The sequence below is a fragment of the Curtobacterium sp. HSID17257 genome, from assembly GCF_003989515.1.
Lineage (GTDB): Bacteria > Actinomycetota > Actinomycetes > Actinomycetales > Microbacteriaceae > Curtobacterium.
In genome coordinates this window covers 1-20,454 of the sequence record NZ_RBLU01000006.1, presented here as the reverse complement: position 1 = coordinate 20,454, position 20,454 = coordinate 1, and the positions used below count along the sequence as shown (strand labels likewise).

Sequence of the window (20,454 nt, the reverse complement as noted above, 5' to 3'; positions counted from 1 at the left end):
GCCGAGCAGGCCGCTCCGTCACGATCGCGGCCCAGCATGGCACAGCGTTCTACACGTGACAACCCCTTGGAGCGCGCAAAGACTCCATGCTTGTGAGGGGGAGTCCCCACGTGTAGATTCCCGGCCACGGACTGCCGACGTCAGTCCACCGCAGACGAAGGAGTCGCGATGGCCACCGAGAGCCCCTTGTCACCACCCCTGGTGACGGCACCACCACGGACCGGACGGAGCGCCGACCCGGCACGTGCCCGGACCACCACGCCACGCCGCCGCCGACGGAACGACCTGTGGCTCGCGCTCGTGTTCATCGCCCCGGCGTCGATCGGCTTCGCGGTCTTCCTGCTCTGGCCGACGATCCGGGGGATCTGGCTCAGCTTCACCACGTACAACCTGCTCACCCCGCCGGTCTTCACGGGCCTGCAGAACTACGAGCGCCTGGTCCAGGACTCGATCTTCTGGAACTCGATGGCCGTCACGGTCGAGTACGTGGTGCTGAACATCGGCTTCCAGACGGTCCTGGCGCTCTTCATCGCCGTCATGATGCACCGGCTCACGCAGTCGACCTTCGTGCGGGGCATCGTGCTGGCGCCCTACCTCGTGTCGAACGTCGTCGCGGCGCTCATCTGGCTCTGGATCCTCGACACGCAGCTCGGCATCGGCAACGAGGTCCTGTCGGCGATCGGCGTCGGTCGCATCCCGTTCCTGCAGAGCGACGTCTGGGGCATCCCGACCATCGCCTTCATCAACGTCTGGCGGAACGTCGGCTACACCGCGCTCCTCATCTTCGCCGGCCTGCAGGCACTGCCCGAGAGCGTCTACGAGGCGGGCCGCATCGACGGGGCGAGCGAGTGGAAGATGTTCTGGCGCATCACAGTGCCGCTGCTCCGCCCGATCCTGTCGCTCGTCCTGATCATCACGATCATCGGGTCGTTCCAGGTGTTCGACACGGTGGCGATCACCACCCAGGGCGGGCCCGCCAACGCGACGAACGTCGTGCAGAACTACATCTACAACCTGGCCTTCGGCCGGTTCCAGTTCGGGTACGCGTCCGCCGTCTCGGTGGCACTCCTCGTCGTCCTGAGCATCATCACGGTCGTCCAGTACCGGCTCTCGCGTTCCGGCGAGAGCGACCTGGACTGACGGCCATCGAAGCAACCGGAAGCGAGTCGACGATGACCAGCACCCTGCCCCCGGTGGTCGAACCCACCACCACGCGCGCCCTCACCACACGCGGCGCGAAGCCCCCGCGCCCGAAGCCCTCGGTCGGACGGGTGCTCGCCTGGACCGCGATGATCGCCGTGATCGCCGTGACCCTGTTCCCCTTCTACTGGATCCTCCGCACGGCGCTGTCGTCGAACGGGGCGATCTCCACCGACCCGACCTCACTGCTCCCGACCGGCTTCAGCCTGGGCGGGTTCGAGCGGGTGTTCGGCCTGCAGTCCACCGAGGAGGCCCTGGCGCAGGGCGGCTCCGGCGCGGCGATCAACTTCTGGCAGTACCTGCTCAACTCGGTCGTCACCGCGACGATGATCACGGTCGGACAGGTGTTCTTCTCCGCCGGCGCCGCCTACGCCTTCGCCCGGCTGCGGTGGCCCGGACGCGACAAGGTCTTCGGGGTGTTCCTCGCCGGGCTCATGGTCCCCACGATCTTCACGCTCCTGCCGAACTTCACCCTGATCAAGTCACTCGGTCTGGTCGACACCCTGCTCGGGATCGCGCTGCCCTCGATGCTGATGACCCCCTTCGCGGTGTTCTTCCTGCGGCAGTTCTTCCTCGGCATCTCCCGCGAGGTCGAGGAGGCCGCGCTCATCGACGGCGCCGGGAAGGTCCGGGTGTTCTTCCGGCTCGTCCTGCCGATGGCCTCCGCGCCGATCGCGACGCTGGCGGTCCTCACCTACATCACCGCGTGGAACGACTACTTCTGGCCGCTCATGGTGTCGTACACGGACAGCTCCCGGGTGCTCACGGTCGCGCTGGGCGTCTTCAAGTCGCAGACCCCGCAGTCCGGCACCGACTGGGCGGGCCTCATGGCGGCGACCCTGGTCGCCGCGCTCCCGATGATCGTGCTGTTCGGCGTCTTCGCCAAGCGCATCGTCAACTCCATCGGCTTCTCCGGGATCAAGTAGGGAACCCCAGCACATGACGCACTCCATCTCCCGACGCGCACTGTTCGCCGGCGGTGCCTCGGCCCTGGCGCTCGGCGCCCTCGCCGCCTGCTCGTCACCGAGCAACCCGAACCCGCGCAGCGGCGCGACCGGCACGGTGTCCTACTGGCTGTGGGACGCGAACCAGCTCCCCGCCTACCAGGCCGTCGCGAAGGCCTTCGAGCGTGAGGAGCCCGACATCCGGATCCGCATCACCCAGCTCGGGTGGAGCGACTACTGGACGAAGCTCACCGCCGGGTTCATCGCCGGTACCGCGCCCGACGTCTTCACCGACCACCTGTCGAAGTTCCCGCAGTTCGCCGACCTCGACGTGCTCTACGAGCTGGACGAGCTCGAGGCGACGAGCGCGATCCGCGACGACGACTACCAGTCCGGTCTCGCGCAGCTCTGGAAGGGTCGGGACGGGCACCGCTACGGGTCACCGAAGGACTGGGACACGGTCGCGATGTTCTACGACCGGAACGTGATCGCGAAGGCCGGCTACACCGCCGAGGACCTCGCCGCCCTCGAGTGGAACCCGGACGACGGCGGGAGCTTCGAACGGGCGGTCGCGCACCTGACGATCGACGGCAAGGGGCGCCGCGGCGACGAGCCCGGGTTCGACAAGTCGGACGTGGCGGTCTACGGCATCAGCGCCAACGGCAGCGGTGGCGACGGGTTCGGGCAGACGCAGTGGTCGCCGTTCACCGGCTCGATCGATTGGTTCTACACGAACAGGAACCCCTGGGGGAACGCGTTCCGCTACGACGACCCCGCGTTCCAGAAGACGATCTCCTGGTACTTCGGGCTCGCCGAGAAGGGCTACATGCCGAAGTACGGGGTGTTCTCCACGACGACCGGTCCGGACGTGCAGCTCGGGTCGAAGAAGGTCGCGCTGTCGTTCAACGGGTCGTGGATGATCGGCGCCTACGCCAACCTGCAGGGCGTCGACGTCGCCATCGCACCGACACCGAAGGGGCCGATCGGGCACCGCGCGTCGATGTTCAACGGCCTGGGTGACTCGATCACCAAGCAGGCCAGGAACCCCGAGGCCGCAGCGAAGTGGGTGGCGTTCCTCGGCAGCGCCGCGGCGCAGGAGATCGTCGGCCGCGCAGGCATCGTCTTCCCGGCCCGCCGGTCGGGCACCGACGCCGCGGTCGCCGCGTTCCGGGAGCGCGGGCTCGACGTCTCCGCGTTCACCGAGCAGGTGGCGGACGGCACGACGTTCCTGTTCCCCGTCACCCGGAACCCCGCCGACGTGCAGGCGCTCGTGCAGCCTGCGTTCGACGGCATCTACGCGAACGGCAGGCCCGTCTCGACGCTGACCGGCGTGAACGAGCAGGTCAACACGCTCCTCGCGCTGACCTGAGCGGTGGCTCCGGCCGTGCGCCGCACACCGGCGTGCCCTGCCGCCCACCGACGCGGTCGTCCGCACACCGCACCCGACTGCGGTGTGCGGACGACCGCGTTGACCCTCCGCCCGAGCAGGACACAGACTGGCGCCGATGACGCAACTCACCTCACTCGTGTACATGTCCGTCGCCGTCGACGAGATGACCGACGACCAGCTGGTCGCCATGCTCCGTGAAGCCCGCCTGCGCAACGACGCGCTCGGTGTCTCCGGGCTCCTGCTCGCGAAGGGCGGCCGCTTCATGCAGGTGCTCGAGGGTCCGTCCTGGAGCGTCGAGGACCGCTTCGCCGCGATCGAGCGCGACACCCGCCACCACGACGTCAAGTCGCTCTCCCGCGAGGACATCGACACCCGCCGCTTCGACGGCTGGTCGATGGCCTTCGGCAACCCCTCGGACCTCGAGGTCCGCGACGAGCCCGGCTTCAACACCTTCCTCACCGAGCGCTCCGGCCTGCCGGCCGACCTGGCCGGCTCGCCGGCCGACTGGCTGCTCCGCTGGTTCCGCGGGCGCGACCTGCAGGACGTGCCCGAGGAGCGGATGACCCTGGCCCGTCACGCCGCCTAGTCGTCGTTCCCGACGCCCCAGCGCGACCACCCTCGGACTGGAGGCACGGTGCAGGCCCGCACCGTGCCTCCCGTCCGTGACACTGGTCACGTGGGGAAACGTGAGCAGATCTTGGTGGCCACGGCGGAGGAGTTCGACCGTGTCGGCTTCGCCGCCACGTCGATCGCCGCCGTCGCACGGCGCGCCGGCGTCGCGCAGGGGACGCTGCACTTCCACTTCCCCACGAAGCTCGCACTCGCCCTCGGCGTGATCGACGAGCAGAACGCGCGGACCTTCGCCGAGGTGAGCCACGACGCCACCTCGCCGACGGCCGCGCTGATCGGTGCGTCGAAGCAGATCGCGGACCTGCTCCGCACCGACCCGATCGTCCGCGCCGGCATCCGGCTGTCGCTCGAACGCGGCGAGTTCTCCGGCGCGACGTCGTCGTTCTACGAGCAGTGGATCGGCGGGATCGTCGACGTGTTCCGGTTCGCGATCGGCAGCGGGGAGCTGGAGACCGACCTCACCCCGGAGGAGCTCGGCGGATCGGTCGTGCCGTACTTCACCGGCGTGCAGCTGGTCGCCGAGGTGCGGAGCGGCCGCGCGGACCTCGACCCCGCCGTCGCGGTGATGTGGCGGGTGGTCGTGCAGGCGACCGCCGCCCCGGCGCACCGGGCGCGGTTGCTCGGGGTGGTCGCGGACACGTTCGTCACGACGGTCTGAACCGGGTCAGCCGCCGGGCGGGCGGCCGGCGTCAGCGGTCGGAGTCGGCGTCCGGCGTCGGCGGGCGGCGTCAGCGGTCGGTGAGCTCGCGGTCGCGGAACCACTTGAGCAGCCACGCGGCGCTCGTGCCGTCGAACTCGGGGGTGAAGTCCATCGTGCCGGACAGGAACGGGCTGAAGCCGTCCTCGGTCGCGACGTCGGTGTCGTCGAGCGACCGGTAGGCCATCGACCAGCCGTCGAACCGTCGGCGCTCGATGTCCTCGCGGACCAGCGACTTGACGCCGTCGTGACGGGGGTCGCGCGCGATCGCACCGAAGCGGTCGTCCACGCTCCACGCCGGGCCCTCGAGCAGCTGCATGAACCGCCCGCCCTTCGCCACGAGCAGCCCGGACACCCCGAGCGCCTCGTTCCGCAGCCGTGACTCGCGCAGGAGCTCGGCGAGTGCATCGTCGTCGAAGGGCACCGCGGAGCGGCTCATGTAGACGATGGAGACGAGCACCGGACCATCTTCGTGCATGACCGGCGTGGCGCCGACCACTGTCCGCCATCCGCTTCGCGCACCGTCGGCCCGGGTGCCTAGGATCGACCGCATGGCGACCGTCCTCCTCGTCCGGCACGGACGCACCACCGCGAACGCGACCGGCGTCCTGGCGGGTCGCACCGCCGGGGTCGTCCTCGACCGGGTCGGCCGCGAGCAGGCCGACCGTGCCGCCGAGCGCATCGCACCGATCCCCCTCGCCGCGCTGGTCACGAGCCCGCTCGAGCGCTGCCGGCAGACCGCCCGTGCCCTGCTCGCCCGCCAGCAGGGCAGCCCCGACGTGCGCGTCGAACGGGCGATCACGGAGGCCGACTACGGCGACTGGCAGGGCCGCAAGCTCACGGACCTGGCGAAGGAGCCGCTGTGGCGAACGGTCCAGGCGAACCCGAGCGCCGTGGTGTTCCCCGGTGGCGAGTCCATGCAGACCATGCAGTCCCGTGCCGTCGCCGCGATCCGCCGCATCGACGCCGAGGTCGAGGCCGAGCACGGTCCGACCGCCGTCTGGGTCGCGGTGAGCCACGGCGACATCGTGAAGTCCGTCCTCGCCGACGCCCTCGGCATGCACCTCGACCTGTTCCAGCGGATCGCCGTCGGCCCGGCGTCGGTGTCGGTCGTCCGCTACGGCGAGCACCGGCCCGAGGTCGTCGCGACGAACACCGACTCGGGCGACCTGTCGTGGCTCGCTGCGGCGCCGGCCCCCTCGGGCGACACCGCGGTCGGCGGCGGAGCCGGGCACGACGGGACGCGCTCGTCCGACGGGGCGGGCGACGGTCGGCCGGGGACTGCTCGACCCTGAACGGACGGAGCCGCACGCTCCTACAATCGGGTCATGCCCACCATCGTGCACGGCTTCGACTGGCCGGAACGTCTCGTCGTCGGGACGGTCGGCCGCCCGGGCGAGCGCGCCTTCTACCTGCAGGCGCGCGACGGCAAGCGGGTGACCAGCGTCGCCCTCGAGAAGGAGCAGTCGGCGGTGCTCGCGGACAAGGTCGCCGAGCTCCTCGACGAGGTCGCGACGGTCGAGGACAACCGCTTCAGCGTCCCGCCGGCGGCGCCGTCCGAGCTCCGCGACGCCGCCCCGCTCGACCAGCCGGTGGAGCCCGAGTTCCGTGCGGGTGCCCTGAGCCTGGGGTTCGACCCGGCGACCGCGCAGGTGGTCATCGAGGCGTACCCGATCGAGGACGAACTCGAGATCGTCACCGAGACGAACGAGGACGGTGACGAGGTCGAGGCCGTCGTCGAGATGCCCGAGCCAGCCGAGGTCTTCCAGGTGAAGATCCCCGTCGGCAGCGCCCGGGCCTTCGTCGAACGCACGCGCGAGGTCGTCGCGGCAGGTCGACGCCCCGGCGACGCGTGAGCCCCGAGGAATGAGCCCCGCCGCATGAGCGACGCTGCACCCCGGTACGACGGCCCGCTGACGATCCGGGCGCGCATCCGCGAGGCGTCGAACGCCACCTTCCTCGCCGAGCTCGACGGTGAGTCCGTCGTGTACAAGCCGATCGAGGGGGAGCGTCCGCTGTGGGACTTCCCCGACGGCACCCTCGCCGGCCGTGAGGTGGCCGCACACCTGGTCTCGGAGGCCTTCGGGTGGGGCGTCGTGCCGCCCACGTGGCTGGGCGACGGCCCGTTCGGCCTCGGCATGGTCCAGCGCTGGCAGGACGTCGACCCGGAGCAGGACGCCGTCGACCTGGTGCCGACCGACGAGGCCGACGCCGAGGGCACCCCGTGGCTGCCCGTGCTCGAGGCGATCGACGAGCACGACCAGCCGGTCACGCTCGTGCACGAGGACACCGCGGCGCTCCGCCGGATGGCCGTGTTCGACGTGGTGGTGAACAACGCCGACCGCAAGGGCGGGCACGTGCTCGCCATGCCCGACGGGCACCGTTACGGCGTCGACCACGGGCTGACCTTCCACGTGGACCACAAGCTCCGCACGGTCCTGTGGGGCTGGATCGGGGAACCGCTCGACCCGGACGAGCTCGAGGGGCTCGACCGCGTGTCCGAGGCGCTCCGGGGCGACCTCGGCGTCGCGCTGGCCGAGCACCTGACCCGCGGGGAGATCGACAACCTGCGGGCCCGTTGCGCGGCGCTGCGCGCGGTCGGGATGTTCCCGCCGCCGCCCGGGAACGGCCCCGCCGTCCCCTGGCCGCTCTTCTGACGGACGGGAGGCGCGGCACCGGCCGGCACCGCGCCTCCCGTCCGGCGGGTGGTGGCGTTCAGCCCGTCCAGTCGTCGCCGAACAGGGACGTGCCTCCGCGCCGGGCTCCGAGGTACGACCCGACCACGGCGGCCCCGAGGTCGTCGTTCTCCGGTGCGACGACCGAGCCGTCCACCCGCCGAGCCATCGCGTCGACGAACCGCGCCAACCCGGGGTCGTCACCGAGCCGGAAGAACGTCGTCTGCGCGCCGAGCCGGCCGGCGTTCTCGAGCTCGCGGACGGTCAGCGCGATCGTCACCGGGTCGGGTGGGTAGCCGAACCAGACCTGCCCGTTCGGCTCGAGGTGCGACGTCGGCTCGCCGTCGGTCACGACCAGCAGCACGGGCTGGGCCGTCGGGTGCTTCCGGAAGTGCCGGTTCGCCAGCAGCAGGGCGTGGTGCAGGTTCGTGCCCTTGTCCCACTGCGCGTCCAGGCCGACGAGCTGGTCGACGTCCATCACCTCGGCTTCGCGACCGAAGGCGACGAGCTGCAGGTCGTCCCCGCGGAACCGGGTGCTGACGAGGGTGTGGAGCGCGAGGGCGGTGCGCTTCATCGGGACCCAGCGGTCCTCCATCGCCATCGAGAACGACGTGTCGACGAGCAGCGCGACACAGGCCTGCGTCCGGGCCTCGGTCTCCTGCACCTCGACATCGTCGATCGTCAGGCGGACGCCCGCGCCGGTCCGTCCGTCGGCCGCCGTCCGGACCAGGGCGTTCGTGATCGACCGGGGGAGGTCCCACGGTTCGGTGTCGCCGAACGCCCACGGACGCGTCGCACCGGAGGGCTCACCGGACGCGCCGGACCGACGGAGGTCGCGGGCACCCTGGCGCCCCGACATCCGCTCGGCGACGTCCTTGAGCAGGCTCTTGCCGAGCTGCCGCATCGCCTTCGGGCTCAGGCGGAGCTGCCCGTCCGAGCCGCGCTTCAGGGCCCCGGAGTCCCGGAGGGCCTGCTCCAACCGCTGCAGGGTCCGGGCGTCGACCGTTGCCTCGTCCCCGAGCTGGCGCTGCAGGGCATCGAGGTCGAGGTCGGCCAGGTCGGATCCCGGACCGGACTGCGCGAGCTGCTCGGCCAGGGCATCGAGGTCGGCGATGTCCTGGAAGACGCCGGTGCCGTCGCCGAGCCCGAGGCCCTGCTCGCCGTCCATCCGCTCCGAGCCGCCCCAGTCCTCGCCGGGACGGAGCGCACGGAGGTTGTCGTCGAGCTGCCCGAGCTGGCTCATCAGGTCCGGCGAACCGAACGCCTGCTGTGCCAGGGCATCGAGCTCGTCGCGCTGCTCCTGCGTCATCGAGTTCCGCATCCGCTGGGCGGCAGCGGCTCGTGCGGCGAGGTCGTCGAGCAGCTCCTCGACGTTCTCCGGGTCGGACGGGAAGTGCTGCCCGTGCTGCGCCATGAAGGCGTCGAACTGCTCCTGCGTGTCGGTACCCCGTCGGTGGTCCTCGAGCAGCTGGTTGAGGTCGCGCATCATGTCGGACACGGCCGCGCGGTCCTCGTCGCTCGCGTTCTCGAGCGCCTGCTTCATGCCGGCGAACCGCTGGTCGAGCACCTCGCGTCCGAGCAGGTCCTTGATCTCGTCGTACTTCTGCCGGGCGGTCGGGCTCTTCCACTCGTAACCGTTCAGCTCCCGCACGGCGCTCGCGGGCGACGGCGGCAGGCTGTCGAGCTGCATCTCGGCCAGGGCGCGGTCGCCGTCGTCGAGGTCGACGTTCCGGGCGAGCTCACCGCGCTCGGCGAGCAGGGCCTCGTCGAGGAGCTCCTTGACCTGCTGCAGGGTGCCGTCGAGGTTGTTCCGGCTGGTGAGCTCGCGCCGTCGTTCGGCGACGCGACGCATCAGGTCGTCGAGTCCGCGCTGGGTCTGGCCGCCGCGCCGGAGGAACTCGCGGAGGGCGCGCTCGGGCGAGGTGCCGCCCATGACGTCCTCGCCGATGGCGTCGAGCGCCTCGGACAGGTCGACCGGGGGAGCGAGCGGATCCGGCCCGCCCCCGTACTTCCCGTAGGAGGCAGTCTTCCCGTACCGGGCGTCGCGGGTCAGGCGGCGGTTCTGCCGACTAGCCATAGACGGCCTCGCCGCCCCCCGACTCCTTGCTGATGCGTCGAGCGAGGAAGAGCCCCTCGAGTGCGAGCTCGATCGCGCCTGCCCGCTCGCCGTCGTCCGTCGCACCGAGCCGCTCGCAGACCTGGTCGTAGACGTCCGACTCGCCGATCGAGGGCAGTCCCTCGAGGAACGCGCGGGCGCTGACCTGCTCGCCGGTGGTCACCATCGTGCCGCCGTCGAGCGCCTCGACGAGGACGCTGAAGTCGATGCCGCGGAACCGCGAGCGGACGGTCTCGGCGGTCGCGGTGCGGAGCAGGTGCTCGAGGACCTCGTCGGCACGGTCCTCTTCGCCGTTCTCGAACTCGATCTTGCCGCCGAGGACGTCGACCGCGGTCTCGAGGTCGATCGGCCGGGCGACGGGGTGCTCCTCGCCCTGCCGCGCCGCGCGGTGCACGGCTGCGGCGGAGATCGTCTCGGCCCCGGCGATGGCGAAGCGCGCGCTGACGCCGCTGCGCTGGTCGACGGCGCTGGACTGCCGGAGGGCGCGGGTGAAGCGGGCGAGGATCTCGATCAGGGCGTCGGGGACCTCCGCGGTGAGCTGGGCCTCCTGCCGGATGACCGCGACCTCGTCCGCGAGCTCGATCGGGTAGTGCGTGCGGATCTCGGCGCCGAAGCGGTCCTTCAGCGGCGTGATGATCCGGCCACGGTTCGTGTAGTCCTCGGGATTCGCGCTGGCCACGACCAGGACGTCGAGGGGCAGGCGCAGCACGTAGCCGCGGATCTGCACGTCGCGCTCCTCCATCACGTTGAGCATCGCGACCTGGATGCGCTCCGCGAGGTCGGGGAGCTCGTTGATCGCGACGATGCCGCGGTGGCCGCGGGGGATCAGGCCGAAGTGGATGGTCTCGGGGTCGCCGAGGCTGCGCCCTTCCGCGACCTTCATCGGGTCGACGTCGCCGATCAGGTCGGCGACGCTGGTGTCCGGGGTCGCGAGCTTCTCGACGTAGCGCTCGTCGCGGTGGACCCACGAGACCGGCAGGGCGTCGCCGAGCTCCTCGGTACGACGGATGCTCGCCGTCGTGATCGGTTCGAACGGGTGCTCGCCGAGCTCGGACCCGGTGATCACCGGGGTCCACTCGTCGAGCAGTCCCTGCAGGGTGCGGAGCAGACGGGTCTTCCCCTGCCCGCGTTCGCCGAGCAGCACGACGTCGTGCCCGGCGATGAGCGCGCGTTCGAGCTGGGGGATGACGGTCGTCTCGAACCCGTGCAGACCGGGCCAGGGGTCGCGGCCCTCGCGCAGGGCCCGGAGGAGGTTGTCGCGGATCTCGGCGCGGACCGACTTCTGGACGTGCCCAGCAGCGCGGAGCTCGCCGACCGTGTGGATGTCAGGTCGGGTCACGGTCCGCACGCTACGCCCGCGCACCGACATGCGGACGTCAGCCGCGAGACGGACCCACCACGCGCCTCCCGTCCGCCTCGTGTCAGCTGACGACCGCGTCCCTGTACTGCGAGACGCCCTCGACCACGTGAGACGCCCCCGGATCCGGCGGCGTCTCACCGCGTCGGGTGCGTCTCGTGCCGACGCCGGCGTCTCGCTGTCGAACGTGCCGGGACGGGCGGCGGGAGCGTCAGCCGAACAGGCGGCGCGACGCGATCTCGGCGCCCTCGGCGAGCACGCGCAGCTTCGCCCAGGCGACGTCCGAAGCGACGAACTCGTAGCTCGCGAACGTGGCCAGGCCGCAGTCCGTCCCCGCGACGATCCGCGTGGGGTCGCCGACGGCCTCCGCGGCCTCGACGATCCGGTTCGCGACGAGCTGCGGGTGTTCCAGGTAGTTCGTCGTCACGTCGATCACGCCGGGCACGAGCACCGCGCCGTCGGGCAGCGGCAGGTCGCTGAACGCCGGGAACTCGTGCGCGTGCCGAGGGTTGCCGAACGGGATGCTGAAGGACCCGACCTCCGCCCGGTACAGGTGGGGGAGCAGCACGTCGACCGGCACGTCGTCCTGGTGCGGGCCCTGCCAGTTGCCGTAGCAGACGTGCAGTCGCGTCCGTTCCTTCGGGATGTTCCGCAGCGCGTGGTTGAGCGCGTCGACGTGCAGGTCCACGGCGGCGAGGAACTCGTCGAGCGACGCGTCGCCGAAGTGGATGACCCGCTCCATGGCGAGGTCGGGGGCGTCGAGCTGCAGGACGTGCCCCCGCGCGACGATCTCCTCGTACTCGACGCGGAGCTGTTCGGCCAGGGCGAAGACGTACTCGCGGTGGTCGCGGTAGTGCGGGTTCTCGTCGTCGAGCAGCAGGGTCGTCGCGACGATGCCGGGTGTCGCGGCCGAGATGAAGGTGCCCGCCGGGATGCGCCCGGCGGCGGCGTTGCGGGCGAGTTCGCGCTCGAAGCCGTCGAGGTCCTCGCGGATGCCGGCGCGCTCCTGGTCGTACTCGAGCAGGCCCTGGGCGAGCGGGGTGTCCCACACCCGCGCGAACTCGGCGCCCTCGTCGATCTGCCGGGCCTGGAACGCCGCGTACTCCGGGAACTTCACGCTGTCGAGCGTGGGCTTGCGGTGCCCTGACCCGCCGAAGCCGGACAGCCGCTCGCGGATGTACGTGGAGAAGCCGACGCGCGGGACCTCGCCGTCGTTCACGACGTCGATCCCGGCGTCGAGCTGCGCGTCGACGGTCCGCGCGAGGACGGCGGCGGTCTCGTCACGGAGCGCCTGTTCGTCGTACGGCTTCCCCTGGTCGCGGGCGACGAGCAGCGCGGTCAGCTCGGGCGTCCGCGGGAGGGACCCGGTGTGCGTGGTCAGGATGCGGTCGGTCGAGTTCTGCAGCGGCACGTCGGCCACGGTACCGAGGCGGACGCGCGACGGGTGCGGACGTGACGCCGCGCGTCACCCGGCACGGGGCGGACGGGAGGCGCGGTTCGGGCCCGTCCCGCGCCTCCCGTCCGCCTTGCACGACTTCCTGAATCTGTGAGGACGTAAAGCTGCGCTGGCACTGGGAACCAGCCTGGAATCTCCGGAGTACGGTCCGCTCTCGTGAGCAGTACGACGAACGGGGCGATCAAGAGCCTGGTCCCCGCCAGGATGGACAGACTGCCGTGGACGCGGTTCCACTGGAGCGTCGTGGTCGGGTTGGGGGTCTCGTGGATCCTCGACGGACTCGAGATTCAGATCGTGTCGAACGCCGGCTTCCAGGCAGACCTCGACCTGTCGACGCAGCAGGTCACCCTGCTCGGGACCATCTACCTGGTCGGACAGGTCGTCGGAGCGCTCGTCTTCGGGCGCATGTCGGACCGCCTCGGGCGTCGGAAGCTCTTCATCCTCACACTGGCGATCTACCTGATCGGCTCGGGCATCGCGGGCCTGGCGCAGGACTTCTGGTTCCTCGCGGCGTTCCGGTTCGTCGCGGGCCTCGGCATCGGCGGTGAGTACGCGGCGATCAACTCGGCGATCGACGAGCTCATCCCGTCGAAGTACCGCGGTCACGTGGACATCGCGATCAACGGCACGTACTGGGGTGGTGCCGCGCTCGGCGCCTTCGCCAACATCTACCTGCTCGACACGTCGATCTTCGCCGAGAACATCGGGTGGCGCATCGGGTTCTTCCTCGGCCCGGTGCTCGGCATCGCGATCATCTTCCTGCGGCGGCACATCCCGGAGAGCCCACGGTGGCTCATGACGCACGGGCGCGAGGAGGAGGCCGAGCGCACGGTCTCCGAGATCGAGGCCTCGGTCGAGAAGTCGACCGGGCACCGGCTGCCCGACGTCGACCAGTCGAAGGCCATGACCGTCACGCCGCTCGACAAGGTCGGGTTCCTGACGATCGCCAAGGTGCTGCTCAAGCAGTACCCGACCCGCACCCTGGTGGGCGCGACGATGATGATCACGCAGGCGTTCCTCTACAACGCGATCTTCTTCACGTACGCCCTGGTGCTCACGAACTTCTTCGGCCTGAAGACCGCCGAGACGGCCGTCTACTTCTTCCCGTTCGCCATCGGCAACCTGCTGGGGCCGATCCTGCTCGGCCGCTTCTTCGACACCTGGGGTCGGCGGCAGATGATCTTCCTGACGTACCTGGTGTCCGGGCTCGTCCTGGCGACCTCGGCGTTCCTGTTCCGTGCGGATGCGATCAGCGCCACCGTGCAGGTCGTGTTCTGGTGCGTCTCCTTCTTCTTCGCCTCGGCCGGGGCGTCGAGCGCGTACCTCACCGTGAGCGAGATCTTCCCGCTCGAGCTGCGGTCGCAGGCGATCTCGTACTTCTTCGCGCTGGCGCAGATCTTCGGTGCGGTCGCGCCCGCGATCTACGGCGCGTTCATCGGGGACGGGTCGTCGCGCGAACCGCTCTTCTGGGGGTACCTGCTCGGTTCGGCGGTGATGATCGCCGGCGGGATCGTGGCGTTGATCTTCGGGGTCGACGCGGCGCGCAAGGGACTCGAGGACATCACCCAACCGCTGTCCGTGCTCACCGGCGAGTCCAAGAAGTAAGATTTCGTATACGTGATGTTTAGCGCCGAGACCCTCCCGCTGGGAGGGTCTCGGCATGTCACTCCTCCACATCCCGACACCGACCGGATCGTTCCACCGGTCGCCCACCCCCGGAACCCCCGGTGGTCGTCGTGCGTGACCCTGGGGCGATGGATCGGTCATCGTCCTCGGGGAACGACCGGGTCCCCGACCCGAACGGCATCCGGCGCAGCCTGCTGCGGGACGCCGTCTTCCTCAAGCTGCTCGAGAACGTCCTGCGCGGGGTCTACCGGCGGGGGCAGCGGCTCCGGCTCGACGACATCGCCCGCGACATGCAGGTCTCGCGGACACCTGTGCGCGAAGCGCTCGTCCCGCTCGAGTCGCTGCGGCTCGTCAGCGTGCAGCGCTACGTCGGGGTCGTCGTCGCGCCTTGGTCCGTCGGTCAGATGGTCGAGCGGCTCCGGGTCGCTCGGGCGATGATCGCCGATCCCGCGCCCGGGTGCCAGGGTGTCGACGAGCCCTTCGATGCGCACGTGCTCCGGTCCTGCCTGACCGAGGCCGGGGCGCTCGTCGAGCTCGGCGCCTGGTACCTGCGACGGCGTGGTGCGATCGTCAGTGCCGACTGGCTCGCGGCGCAGCGGGCCGTACTCGACACGTTCTTCACCGACGACGTCGCCGTGGCGAACGGGATCGACGCCGTCGTCGGGCGGCGCGCTCGGGTGCAGCAGGTCGAGCGGGCTGCCGCTGCGGCGGAGCGAGGACAGCTCGACCTGTGCGCGTCCGAGCTCCTGGGGTTGGCCGAGGACCTCATCGCGTTGCCGGACCGGTTCCGCTCGGCTGCCTGAGGTGTGGCGAGGGCAGCACACGGTGACGAGCACCCAGAGCGGGGGCGCGGACCGGGTCCGCGCCCCTCGACCGTCCCCGTCCGGGCCGCCGCGATCGAGTGCGTCGGGCTCGGCAGAAGGGGGGATGGTGTCTGGTGCTGTGTCGCGGCGACAGGGGAGGTGATGCCCCCGGAACGTGATGTCCGCGTCCCGTCGATGCTAGGCGTCGGGGTACGACCCGACAACCCCCACCTGTCCCCACTTCAGGGGACCCGGCGATCGAGCCGACGTGACCGTGTCGTCGCGTGAGGTCGAGAGGACGCTCGTCCTCCTGTATGGTGGGACACGCGCTCGAGAGAGCGCACGGAGACGTCGCATAGTCCGGCCGAGTGCACCACCCTGCTAAGGTGGAGTCCCCTTTGAGGGGACCGAGGGTTCAAATCCCTCCGTCTCCGCACCACACAGAACCCCCGCCACCGGCGGGGGTTCTGTCGTTCCGGCACGGTGCGCCCGAGCTCCCGGCGAGCGCGGTGCCTCGGCGGCGTCTCGGTCTGCCCGTTACCGTTGGCCCGTGCTCCGCTCGTCCGCCCGCTCCGTCGTCGTCGTCGCCCTGGTCGTGACCGCCACCGCGCTCACCGGCTGCGCCGACACGTCCGCTGCCCACGGTCCCGCGGTCGAGGCGTACGTCGAGCCGGGATCGCCGACGGCCGCCACGCGGGTGCGCGCCGCCGCCGAGCGGGCGGGCACGATCGGCATCGACGGTGTCACGCTCACCGCGGACGGGCAGGGTCTCGCACCACTGCCCGACGGCGTCGACCGACTCGCCCGTGCTGCGGCCCGCGGGGGTGCTCGACCGGAGCTCCTCGTCAGCAACTACTCCGAGACGCTCGCGGACTTCTCGCCGGAGACCGCCTCGGCGCTGCTGGCCGACCCGGTCGCCCGCGAACGGGTCGCCCGGGAGCTGGCGGCGCTGGCGCACGACCACGACTGCGCCGGCGTGCAGATCGACCTCGAATCGCTGCGCGACCGTGACCGCGCGGGACTCGTCGCCTTCGCGGCTGCACTCGACGACGCGGTGCACGACGAGCTCGGCGCCGGAGCCCCGGTGTCGATGGCGGTGATGGCGTCCACCTCGGCGGCGGGCTTCCGGGACACCGGGTACGACCTCGGTCGGCTCGCGGAGCACGTCGACCGGTTCGTGCTGATGACCTACGACCAGCACGGTCCCTGGAGCGCGCCCGGCACGATCGGGGCCCTGCCGTGGGCACAGCGGGTCGTCGAGGCGGCCGAGCACGAGGGGCTGGACGCCGACCGCATCGACCTCGGCGCCGCCGGGTACGGGTACCTGTGGGGCGGACCGGACGCCGGGCAGGTGTCGCCGGCGCACGCCCGAGCCCTGGCCGGCCGTGCCGCGCGGTGGTCGGAGCAGGCAGGGGAGTGGTCGGCGACCCTCGGTGACGGCCGCGAGCTGCACTGGTCGGACGCGCGCTCCTACCGGGCGCGCGTCACGCTGGCACAGCGACTCGGACTGCACGGCGTGGCGCTCTGGTCGCTGACGACGGGGCCACTCCCTCGGTGAGTCGGGAGGAGATGCGGACGGCCGAGCCCGCGGCCGGTCCTTCGTGGTCTCATCCCCCTTCGGTGGCAGCCGGTTAGCATCGACCCGTGCGCATGCTGGGGACTGCACGTCGACTGCTCGGCTCGGAGAGGTCACGCCCTGACCGAGACGGCGCCGCAGCCGATCTCGTCAGGGGTGCGGACGATCATGCGGCTCGCGTCAGATCGGTCGTGGTCAAGCAAGCCGTGATCTCGCTCGGCGTGGCGTTGTTCATCGGACTGCTGCTCGCTTTCAACGAGTTCAGCGCCGGGGCAGCGCAGGGTCCGATCGGAGGTGCGGTGCGGACCGAACCGACCTCGGGTGCGAACGTCATGGCCGCATACGCTCTGTTGAGCGGTTTGCTCTTCGCGTTGCAGGTCAGTGTTCGGTCGCTCAACAAGGAGAGCGATCTCACCGAGCAGATCGACGCGGCTGAAGCTGGTCGTCGGCGGACCGTCGCATTCCTGGCGGTCGTTGCGGGCATGTCCGCGTTCTGGCTGTGCTACCTCTGCTTGTGGTGGTTCGCTCGCCCCGGCGACGAGATCGATCTGCTCCGGATCCTCGGGCCGGTAGGCGCGAGCATCGTGCTCGCGGTCGTGTCAGCAGAGACCTTCGTCGCTGCCGAGCTCCCAGACGACCCGATTCTCCGGCGTGCTGTCCAGCAGCGGAACCTGACAGCGGCGGTCGAAGCACGGGGACGGCTTCCCTCCGGTGGGGAACGTGCGGCATACCTTCGGGCGGTCCTGCTCATCGGCTTGGTCAGTGTGGCGTGTTGGCTCGTCTGGTGGCTGGTCGCCGGACAGGAGCGCCCGCGACTCATCATCGGGTTCGCACTGGTCGCACTCTCCGTGACGATCGGCTGCTTCTTCACCACGATCTCCGCGGTCGTGGCCGTGGCCCGCAGACAGGTGCTCGACGGCGTGATGGTGATCGTCATGCCGGTGCTGATCCTCGTGGTGTACGGCGGGACGACCTGGTTGGCACTCGCGACGTCGAGAGACGCCGCTGACCTCGGCGATGCGTACGGACAGTTGGTCGGATGCATCGTCGTGTTCCTCGGCCCGCCGGCCCTGATCGCGCTCGTCTCCGTGCGCGGGCAGGGGGACGGAGTGGTCGGAGTGGTCATCGTGTTCGCTGCTCGTCGTCTCGATCGCGCAGTCGAGCGGGCAGATGAAGCGCTCGGAGAGGTCAGTCCACGGAGAACCGCATCCCCGTCGCTGGTGGCAGCCTGGTTCTTCTGGCTGCCGGTCGTGCCGCAGCTGCTGCTCAGGGTGGCGAAGGCGGGTGGTGACGGGGACGAGCACCCGATGCGGCTCAGGATCGTTGCGGCTCTGTCCTGGACGTGTCTCGCCGTCTACTGCGTCGTGCTCATCCTTCCGCTTGTTCTCGAGCGCGCCTGACCGGGAACGCGGCCGCGGCGGGAGCGGAGTGCGCCTGGGCAACGGGTGGCGACGCAACGCACCGGATCGGAGCCGGTGGTCAGGGTCCTGCGCAGTGCGTGACGAGAGCGGGATCCCCGACGGAGCCCCTACGCGCCTCCCGTCCGCCGCGAGACAGCGCCCGTGTGTGCCTTCCGGATGATCGGTGACGCATCCTCCGGTGCCTGTCACCGCGCCGTTGTAGCATGCACGACACCTGTCCCGAGACGAGGAGGCCTGCGTGCCGGACCAGACCGACCGAGCCTTCCCGATCGAGCACGTGCGGGCGGTGGGCGACGATGTCGTCGCGGCCGTCTCCACCGTGGTGGACGGCAAGGTCGACGCGATCCGCACGGCCTTCACGGTGATGCTCGCCGAGGGGCACCTGCTCGTCGAGGACGTCCCGGGCGTGGGCAAGACCGTGCTCGCGAAGGCGCTCGGTGCCACGGTCGGCGGGACGGTGAACCGCATCCAGTTCACGTCGGACATGCTGCCCTCCGACGTCACCGGCGTGAACATCTACGACCAGTCGTCGGGCACCTTCCGGTTCTCGCCCGGACCGGTGTTCGCCAACGTCGTCATCGGCGACGAGATCAACCGCACGAGCCCGAAGACCCAGTCGGCCCTGCTCGAGGCGATGGCCGAGGCGCAGGTCACCGTCGACGGCGTGACGCGGCCGCTCGAGTCGCCGTTCATGATCGTGGCCACGCAGAACCCGATCGACATGGAGGGCACCTACCCGCTGCCCGAGGCCCAGCGCGACCGCTTCATGGCCCGCATCGCGATGGGGTACCCGAGCGCCGACGCCGAGCGCCGGATGCTCGCCGCGCGCGGGACCCGTGACCCGCTGTCGTCGCTCCGACCGATCGTCGACGTCCAGACGCTGCGGGCGATCGTGCACGCGGTGCGCGGGGTGCACCTGGCCCCCGACGTCGAGGCCTACATCGTCGCGATCGTCCGTGCGACCCGGTCGCACCCGGACCTCGTGCTCGGCGCGAGCCCCCGCGCGACCCTCCACCTGGCCCAGGCCGCCCGTGCCCACGCCGCGCTGCTCGGCCGCCCGTTCGTCACGCCCGACGACGTCGCCCACCTCGCCCCGCTGATCCTGTCCCACCGGCTCGTCCCGGTCGCCCGCGGACTCGGTGGGGGCGCCGAGGACACCGCGCGCGACGTGGTCGTGCGGATCGTGTCCGACACCGCCGTGCCCTTCGCCTCGGCCGCCGTCCGCTCCTGATGCCCGACGGCGGAGGGCCCTCGACGACCGCGCTGCGCGCCGGAGCGGTTCGGTCGTGGGTGCTCCGGACCGGCCGACGCGGTGCAGCGATGCTCCGGCGCACGCCGTTCCCGCGGCCGACCGCCCGGGGGTGGACGGTGCTCGGGTCGGGCGTCGCCCTGGTCGGCGGCGGTCTCGTCGCCACCACGAGCATCGCCGTCTCCGCCGGGCTCCTGCTGCTCGTGCTGCTCGTGCTCGGGATCGTGATGGCGCTCGTCGTCGCCGCGCCGCTGCGGGCCACCCGGTCGACGGCCCGTGCGGTCGTGCAGGTCGGTGAGGTCCACCGTGAACGGATCACGCTGCGGGGGACCTCGTTGCCGATCGGCCCGCGGACGACGCTGCTCGTGCGCGAGCAGCTCGAGGACGCCCTCGCCAGCGTGTCCGACGCCGAGACGTACGCGTTGGTCGGTCCGAACGAGCCGCCGGCGGTGCTCGACGTCGAGGCCCTGGCGATGCACCGCGGGCGCACCCTGGTCGGCCCGGTGACCATCCGCGTCGAGGACCCGTTCGGGCTGCTGCGCATCGACCGCCCGGTCGTCCCCGCCGAGGAGCTCGTGGTCGTGCCCGCCTCCACCACGCTCGGCGCGATCGACACCGGGGCGCTCGCGGGTGCCGTGTCGGCGGACGAGGGGCGTGTCGGCCAGGGCGGCTCCGCCGACGACAGTGAGCTCCGGCCCTACCGGCAGGGCGACCCGATCCGTCGCGTGCACTGGGCCCAGAGCGCCCGACGCGGTGAGCTCCACGTCCGCCAGACCACCCAGGCGCAACCGCCGGAGGCCGTCATCGCGATCGACGTCCGACGCGAGTCCTACCAGGCGCTCGGCCGCGACGACCTCGCCGAGCTCAGCGACCTCGGTGGCGACGCCGCGTTCGAACACGCGGTCGTCGTCGCCGCGAGCGTCGCCCGGGCACTCAGTGCGCGGACCTCGCGCGTGGTGCTCGTGAGCGACGACACCCCGCGGGCCGATCGGCACACCGGCGACGTGGGCAGCCTGACCGACGTGCTGGTCGGGCTCGCCGACGTCCGGGTCCGCTCGGACGCCCGTCCCGTCACCGAGGTCCTGCCCGAGGTCCACGGCCGCGACGTCCACGGCATGACCGCCGTCGTCACCGGCCGGTGCACCGCCGAGCAGGCCGCCGAGCTCGTCGCCGCGACGAGCGGATCGAGCCGCGGCATCCTCGCCACGATCGTGCCGCCGGACCCCGTGGTGCGCGGCATCCTCGACCGCGCCGGCTGGCGGACCCTCGTCGTGCCGGTCGCCGGTACCCGGTCGCAGGGGAGCGCCCGGTGAG

Annotated in this window: 18 protein-coding genes and 1 tRNA gene; 15 read left to right on the top strand and 4 right to left on the bottom strand. The window is 71.2% G+C overall.

The window, feature by feature from the left end; translation table 11 throughout:
- The first annotated feature begins 168 nt into the window (after window positions 1-168).
- The 5 genes from D8M35_RS02185 (at window position 169) to D8M35_RS02165 (ending at window position 4,822) form a co-directional block, all read left to right on the top strand.
- Window positions 169-1,140, top strand: a complete 972-nt coding sequence (locus D8M35_RS02185; protein WP_126890341.1) for a carbohydrate ABC transporter permease — start codon at window positions 169-171, stop codon at window positions 1,138-1,140.
- A 32-nt stretch (window positions 1,141-1,172) separates the two neighbouring features.
- Window positions 1,173-2,126: a carbohydrate ABC transporter permease gene (locus D8M35_RS02180; protein ID WP_126890340.1), complete on the top strand. Its 954-nt coding sequence runs from the start codon at window positions 1,173-1,175 to the stop codon at window positions 2,124-2,126.
- A gap of 13 nt (window positions 2,127-2,139) precedes the next feature.
- A complete protein-coding gene (locus D8M35_RS02175; RefSeq protein WP_126890339.1) occupies window positions 2,140-3,513 on the top strand; it encodes a sugar ABC transporter substrate-binding protein in 1,374 nt (457 codons plus the stop codon).
- 136 nt (window positions 3,514-3,649) lie between these two features.
- On the top strand, window positions 3,650-4,120 hold the full coding sequence (locus D8M35_RS02170) for a BLUF domain-containing protein (protein ID WP_126890338.1): 471 nt from the start codon (window positions 3,650-3,652) through the stop codon (window positions 4,118-4,120).
- Window positions 4,121-4,210: 90 nt separating this feature from the next.
- Window positions 4,211-4,822, top strand: a complete 612-nt coding sequence (locus D8M35_RS02165) for a ScbR family autoregulator-binding transcription factor (RefSeq protein ID WP_161972565.1) — start codon at window positions 4,211-4,213, stop codon at window positions 4,820-4,822.
- A 70-nt stretch (window positions 4,823-4,892) separates the two neighbouring features.
- On the opposite strand, the gene D8M35_RS02160 is transcribed toward D8M35_RS02165, so the two are convergent.
- The gene (locus tag D8M35_RS02160) at window positions 4,893-5,321 is read right to left on the bottom strand and encodes a BLUF domain-containing protein (protein WP_161972564.1); all 429 of its coding nucleotides are present in this window, start codon (window positions 5,319-5,321) and stop codon (window positions 4,893-4,895) included.
- A 91-nt stretch (window positions 5,322-5,412) separates the two neighbouring features.
- On the opposite strand from D8M35_RS02160, the gene D8M35_RS02155 reads away from it, so the two are divergent.
- The 3 genes from D8M35_RS02155 to D8M35_RS02145 are packed head-to-tail and all read left to right on the top strand — an operon-like array spanning window position 5,413 to window position 7,518.
- Window positions 5,413-6,156 (top strand): MSMEG_4193 family putative phosphomutase, encoded by a 744-nt coding sequence (locus D8M35_RS02155; protein WP_126890335.1) that lies wholly within the window; start codon window positions 5,413-5,415, stop codon window positions 6,154-6,156.
- Between the two features lie 33 nt (window positions 6,157-6,189).
- On the top strand, window positions 6,190-6,717 hold the full coding sequence (locus tag D8M35_RS02150; protein WP_058749661.1) for a DUF3090 domain-containing protein: 528 nt from the start codon (window positions 6,190-6,192) through the stop codon (window positions 6,715-6,717).
- Between the two features lie 24 nt (window positions 6,718-6,741).
- On the top strand, window positions 6,742-7,518 hold the full coding sequence (locus D8M35_RS02145; RefSeq protein WP_126890334.1) for an SCO1664 family protein: 777 nt from the start codon (window positions 6,742-6,744) through the stop codon (window positions 7,516-7,518).
- 58 nt (window positions 7,519-7,576) lie between these two features.
- Here the strand turns inward: D8M35_RS02145 and D8M35_RS02140 are convergent, their stop codons facing one another.
- From D8M35_RS02140 to D8M35_RS02130, 3 genes are all read right to left on the bottom strand, one after another.
- Window positions 7,577-9,613, bottom strand: coding sequence for a VWA domain-containing protein (locus tag D8M35_RS02140; protein ID WP_126890333.1), 2,037 nt, complete (start codon window positions 9,611-9,613; stop codon window positions 7,577-7,579).
- Window positions 9,606-11,021: an AAA family ATPase gene (locus D8M35_RS02135; RefSeq protein WP_126890332.1), complete on the bottom strand. Its 1,416-nt coding sequence runs from the start codon at window positions 11,019-11,021 to the stop codon at window positions 9,606-9,608. The genes D8M35_RS02140 and D8M35_RS02135 overlap by 8 nt, the downstream gene beginning before the upstream one ends.
- A 199-nt stretch (window positions 11,022-11,220) precedes the next feature.
- The gene (locus D8M35_RS02130) at window positions 11,221-12,420 is read right to left on the bottom strand and encodes a cobalamin-independent methionine synthase II family protein (RefSeq protein WP_238638058.1); all 1,200 of its coding nucleotides are present in this window, start codon (window positions 12,418-12,420) and stop codon (window positions 11,221-11,223) included.
- A 249-nt stretch (window positions 12,421-12,669) separates the two neighbouring features.
- Here D8M35_RS02130 and D8M35_RS02125 point away from each other — a divergent pair, with 249 nt between their 5' ends.
- The 7 genes from D8M35_RS02125 to D8M35_RS02095 all read left to right on the top strand — a co-directional run bounded on the left by D8M35_RS02125 (window position 12,670) and on the right by D8M35_RS02095 (window position 20,453).
- Window positions 12,670-14,070: an MFS transporter gene (locus D8M35_RS02125; protein ID WP_174234676.1), complete on the top strand. Its 1,401-nt coding sequence runs from the start codon at window positions 12,670-12,672 to the stop codon at window positions 14,068-14,070.
- 149 nt (window positions 14,071-14,219) lie between these two features.
- Complete coding sequence (locus D8M35_RS02120) at window positions 14,220-14,894, top strand: GntR family transcriptional regulator (RefSeq protein WP_126890331.1); 675 nt, start codon at window positions 14,220-14,222, stop codon at window positions 14,892-14,894.
- Between the two features lie 344 nt (window positions 14,895-15,238).
- Window positions 15,239-15,328 (top strand) — tRNA-Ser (locus D8M35_RS02115).
- 116 nt (window positions 15,329-15,444) lie between these two features.
- Window positions 15,445-16,452, top strand: a complete 1,008-nt coding sequence (locus D8M35_RS02110) for a glycosyl hydrolase family 18 protein (RefSeq protein ID WP_126890330.1) — start codon at window positions 15,445-15,447, stop codon at window positions 16,450-16,452.
- 86 nt (window positions 16,453-16,538) lie between these two features.
- Window positions 16,539-17,870, top strand: a complete 1,332-nt coding sequence (locus D8M35_RS02105) for a hypothetical protein (protein ID WP_126890329.1) — start codon at window positions 16,539-16,541, stop codon at window positions 17,868-17,870.
- A gap of 259 nt (window positions 17,871-18,129) precedes the next feature.
- On the top strand, window positions 18,130-19,122 hold the full coding sequence (locus D8M35_RS02100) for a MoxR family ATPase (RefSeq protein WP_126890328.1): 993 nt from the start codon (window positions 18,130-18,132) through the stop codon (window positions 19,120-19,122).
- 89 nt (window positions 19,123-19,211) lie between these two features.
- Window positions 19,212-20,453, top strand: coding sequence for a DUF58 domain-containing protein (locus tag D8M35_RS02095; protein WP_126890327.1), 1,242 nt, complete (start codon window positions 19,212-19,214; stop codon window positions 20,451-20,453).
- The last annotated feature ends 1 nt before the right edge of the window (window position 20,454 follow it).